We start from the raw sequence: 4,742 nt of genomic DNA on the forward strand, positions 1-4,742 counted from the left end.
CACGGCCGTCACGCCCCACATGGGTGCCTCGACGACCGCGGTGACGGTGCCGTGCCGGTGGGGGTGGTACCACGTGGACTCGACGGCGGCCTCCGTCATGGCCGCGACCAGGTCGGCCCGGCGCGGCGGCGGGATCCGGTAGACGGCGGGTCCGAGGCCGGGCCAGTACAGGGCGTCGTAGGCGCCGAGTTCGCGGGGGATGCCGAGCCGGGCGGCGATGTGGGCGAGGCGCCGGTCGAGGCCGGGCAGGTCGTGGGTGAGTTCCACGAAGCCGCCGCCGATGTCGACGCCGTGCAAGGAGCACTGGAGGAACGGGCGCAGTTCGTCCTGGAGGTCGAGCAGGGCGCGGGTCTCCGGCAGGGCGGCGCCGGCCGCGCCGTCGGGCAGCCATTCGGGCTGCTCCAGGAAGCCGGGCCGGAAGAAGTGGCGGACGTACCGGCCGAGCGTGTAGGGGCCGGGCAGCCAGCCCTCGTTGCGGCGCGAGCCGTCCGGGTCGAGGCACAGCAGCAGGTTCCAGGTGGCGTCCGCGCCCTCGGTGAGCCGCGGGTCGGCCAGAGCCCGCTCGGCCAGGCGGAGCACGGTGGCGCCGCCCACCGGTTCGTTGGCGTGGGGGCCGGCGACGACCAGGGCTTGGCGGCTGCCGTGGCCGACGGAGAGCAGCCACAGGGGGGTGCCCGCACGGGAGGTGCCGACCCGGCGCAGCCGGGCGTCCCGGAGGTGGCGGGCGACGAGGGCGGCGGCCCGGGCGCCCAGTTCCTCGACGGTCGGGTAGCGCAGCAGGGGCGGCAGGGCACACCTCCCCCATGCGATGCCGTCGGTTCACCAGGTGTAGATGGCGTACGCACAGTCAGTCACGACTTCAGGTGTACGTCAACACCGTGAACCGCAATGGGATTTCGGCCAACGTTCCGGAACCGACATTCGGTAACCCCCAGGCCAGGGGTGAGGCGTGGCTCCGTTTCCGGTCAGCCGTCCGACAGCCGGAAGGCCATCCGGCCGAAGCCCACCTGGTCGCCCTCGCGGACGACGGCCGCGCCGACGACGCGCCTGCCGTTCACCGTCGTGCCGTTGGTGGAGCCGAGGTCGCGCAGGACCCACATGCCGCCCTGGTGACGGAGTTCGGCGTGCACGCGGGAGACCGTCTCGTGGTTGAGGCGCAGTCCGCTGGCGGGGTCGCGGCCTATACGCAGCGGATGGCCGTGCGACGGGTGGGGCAGTTGCAGCTTGGGCAGGCGCTCGGCCTGCCAGGCCCTGCGCAGCCGTACGGAGAATCCGGAGACGGCCTCGACGGTGCCGAACACCAGGCGCGAGAGGCGGCTCTCGGTGCGCAGGTCGGCGGTGAGCGCGGCGAGTTCGTCCGGCCGGCGGGCGGCGAGCGCCAACTCCATGCGGCGGACGAACGTGTCGTGGGACAGGCGGCCCACGGCGACGCCGTCCCGGAGCACCTTCAGCACCCGGTCCCGCTCCGCGTCGGAGAGCCGCGCGGGGAACGTGTTGAACTCGAAGGACGACGTCACGCTGGTGATTGTCGGGCAGCGCGGCCGGGCTGTCCAGAAAGGGGAAATCGGCCGCCACACGCGCGCAGCCGGGGAGACCCGCCGCAAATGGGTGGATGCACCGGCGGATTGATCTCTTTTGACGCACCATGGACGGGCTACATCACGGTGAGCAGACGAAGGGGAACCGTCCGTGCAGTTCGAGGTGTGGGCACCACAGGCCGGCCGAGTGACGCTCCGGTGCGACGACGTCACACACGCGTTGGAGCGTGATCCGCAACGGGCGGGGTGGTGGCGGGGCGAGGCCGAGGCGTGCGAGGGATCCCGGTACGGCTTCGCGCTGGACGACGGGCCCGTGCTGCCCGATCCGCGCTCGCGGCGGCAGCCGGACGGCCCGGACGGGCTGAGCGCGGTCGTCGACCACGAGCGGTACGCGTGGCGCGCGCGGTGGCCGGGGCGGGCGCTGCCCGGCGCGGTGCTGTACGAGCTGCACGTGGGGACGTACACGCCCGAGGGCACCCTGGACGCGGCGGCCGAGCGGCTCGGCCATCTCGCCGAACTCGGCGTCACACATGTGCAGCTGATGCCCCTGTGCCCCTTCCCGGGCACGCACGGCTGGGGCTATGAAGGTGTCTCGCTGTGGGCGGTGCACGAGCCGTACGGCGGCCCCGAGGCACTGAAACGCTTCGTCGACCGGGCTCACGAACTCGGTCTGGGCGTGGTGCTCGACGTGGTGCACAACCACTTCGGGCCGTCCGGCAACTACCTGCCCGTCTTCGGCCCGTACCTCACGGACACCCACCACACGCCCTGGGGCGCCGCGGTGAATCTGGACGCGCCGGGCTCGGACGAGGTGCGCGCGTTCCTGATCGGCAGCGCGCTGGCCTGGCTGCGCGACTACCGGATCGACGGGCTGCGCCTGGACGCGGTGCACGCGCTGGTGGACACGCGCGCGTACCACTTCCTGGAGGAGCTGTCGGAGGCCGTGGACGCCCTGGCCGCCGAGACGGACCGGCCGCTGTTCCTGGTCGCCGAGTCGGATCTGAACGACCCGCGGCTCATCACCTCCCGCGCGGAGGGCGGCCTCGGGCTGCACGCGCAGTGGAACGACGACTTCCACCACGCCCTGCACACCACCCTGACCGGCGAGTCGCAGGGCTACTACGCCGACTTCGCGCGCGCTCGGCTCGGCGGGCTCGCCAAGACCCTGACCGGCGGCTACTTCCACGACGGGTCGTACTCCAGCTTCCGGGAGCGCCACCACGGGCGCCCGCTGGACCGTACCCGGGTGGCCGGGCACCGGCTGCTCGGCTACGGCCAGACCCACGACCAGGTCGGCAACCGCGCCCAGGGGGACCGGCTTTCGGCCCTGCTCTCCCCCGGGCTGCTGGCGTGCGCGGCCACGCTGATCCTGACGGCGCCCTTTACGCCGATGCTCTTCATGGGCGAGGAGTGGGCGGCGGGCACGCCCTGGCAGTTCTTCACCGACCACACCGACCCGGAGCTCGCCGACGCCGTACGGCGGGGCAGGCGGCGGGAGTTCGCCGCGCACGGCTGGAAGGAGGAGGACGTGCCCGACCCGCAGGACCCGGCGACCCGGGACCGCTCCTGCCTCGACTGGTCCGAGCCGGAACGCGAGCCCCACGCGCGCGTGCTGGCCTGGTACCGGCAGCTCCTCGCCCTGCGTCACGAGCAGCCGGACCTGACCGACCCCGACCTCGCCGACACAAAGGTGGCCCACGACGAGGAGCGCCGCTGGCTCGCCTTCCGGCGCGGGGACGTCCTGGTGGCGGTGAACCTGGCATCCGAGCCGGCCGAGCTGCCGCTCGGCGTGCCCCACGCGCGCGTGCTGGCCGCGTGGGAGCCGGTGGACAAGCCCGGGGCGGACGGGGTGGTGCGGCTGCCCGGGGAGTCGGCGGTGGTGCTCGCCCAGGACTGAGCGGCGGGAGACGTCAGCGGAGTTTCGCGTCCTGCGCCTCGATCACGGGAGTGAGGACCACCGGACTCGCGATGCGGGAGCCGCCCACCGCGGTGCACACGGCGATGACGTCGCCGTGGCGTACGACGGTGGTGCGGACCGGCCGGGGCGTGTCGCCCTCGGGTGTGACGACGCCGCGGTAGGCGAGGGCCTCGTCGCCGACCGCGGGGGTGTCCTCGGGCTCGAACGGGTCGTACCGCTCGCCGGTGCCGTGCGCCCGGACGGTGAAGCCGAGCGAGCAGCCCAGCACGGCGTCGGCGAGGAGGGCGTCCATCGCCGTCACCGCCATGCCCTTGTCGTAGGTGGCGAGCGTGACGTGGACGCGGGTGCCGGGGGCCTCCCGGGTCGCCACGAGGCGGCTGAGGGAGGCCTGCGGCCGGCCGAGGGGCAACTGGTGCGTCATGGCCGCCGGCGGGGTGCAGGCGTTGCCGGTGATCTCCCGCGCGGACCGGGCGAAGACGGACCTCCCCTCAGCCGGGCCGGACTCCCGTACCGAGTAGCCGGGGCCGAGGCCGGCAGCCGTGACCATGAGCCCGGTGAGGCGCTGTGCCGGGGTCTGCTGCCGGGCCGCGGACGCCGTCGCGCCGGGCGTGGCGGGCGCGGTGGTGCCGGAGCAGCCGGCCAGGCAGGTGAGGGCGGCGGCGGTCAGCAGCGGCACGGCCGCTGCGGGTGCGCTTCATGGGCGGAGGACAGCCGTACGGGAGGGCCCTGCCCGGCCCGCTACAGGACGTCGTCCGCGTCCCCCAGGTCCGTCACCCGTTCCAGCAGGATCGGTTCCCAGGCGCGGCGCAGCCGGGTTCGCAGCAGGGTGGTGTCCTTGCCGGTGAGGTCCTCGGCGAGGTGGACGACGGTGTCGCAGCGGGCGAGCCACAGGCCGCGCAGGCAGGGGCGGGCGCCGTAGCCGGCGAGCGTGGCGGCGCGTACGGCGGCGGGTGAGCCGACGGCGAGCGCGAGGCCCGCGATGTCCTCGGCCGGATCGCCGACGACCGCGCCGTCCCAGCCGAGCACGCCGCGCACCCGGCCGTCGGCACTGACCACGAGATGTCCGCCCGTGAGGGTGTGGTGGGTGAGGACCGCCGAGGCGGGCTGGGCGGCGAGCTGGGAGGCGGCGGGCGGGGTGAGCTGGTTCAGGCGTGTGGCGTCGAACTCGTCGGCTGCGGCGAGGTGTTCGGCGGCCCGTACGGCGGCCCGGCGCAGCGCCTCGAGGGAGCGCGGCGCGGCGCGTGGCACGCCGAGCGTCTCGGCCTGCCGGACCGGCCTGCTGGAGG

5 protein-coding genes are annotated in these 4,742 nt (G+C 74.4%); 1 reads left to right on the top strand and 4 read right to left on the bottom strand.

The window, feature by feature from the left end; translation table 11 throughout:
• Both ABZ281_RS38390 and ABZ281_RS38395 read right to left on the bottom strand, forming a co-directional pair.
• Window positions 1-810 (bottom strand): M14 family zinc carboxypeptidase (locus ABZ281_RS38390; RefSeq protein ID WP_356662650.1); only part of this gene is annotated, 810 nt, incomplete at its 3' end.
• Between the two features lie 155 nt (window positions 811-965).
• A complete protein-coding gene (locus tag ABZ281_RS38395) occupies window positions 966-1,517 on the bottom strand; it encodes a DUF1707 and FHA domain-containing protein (protein WP_356662646.1) in 552 nt (183 codons plus the stop codon).
• 172 nt (window positions 1,518-1,689) lie between these two features.
• Here ABZ281_RS38395 and treZ point away from each other — a divergent pair, with 172 nt between their 5' ends.
• On the top strand, window positions 1,690-3,435 hold the full coding sequence (gene treZ, locus ABZ281_RS38400; RefSeq protein ID WP_356662647.1) for a malto-oligosyltrehalose trehalohydrolase: 1,746 nt from the start codon (window positions 1,690-1,692) through the stop codon (window positions 3,433-3,435).
• A 13-nt stretch (window positions 3,436-3,448) separates the two neighbouring features.
• On the opposite strand, the gene ABZ281_RS38405 is transcribed toward treZ, so the two are convergent.
• The gene (locus tag ABZ281_RS38405; protein WP_356662648.1) at window positions 3,449-4,132 is read right to left on the bottom strand and encodes a hypothetical protein; all 684 of its coding nucleotides are present in this window, start codon (window positions 4,130-4,132) and stop codon (window positions 3,449-3,451) included.
• A 62-nt stretch (window positions 4,133-4,194) separates the two neighbouring features.
• Window positions 4,195-4,742, bottom strand: a 548-nt coding sequence (locus ABZ281_RS38410) for a phosphotransferase (protein WP_356662649.1), incomplete at its 5' end; no start/stop codon positions are given.

The organism is Streptomyces sp. NPDC006265 (assembly GCF_040613555.1).
Lineage (GTDB): Bacteria > Actinomycetota > Actinomycetes > Streptomycetales > Streptomycetaceae > Streptomyces.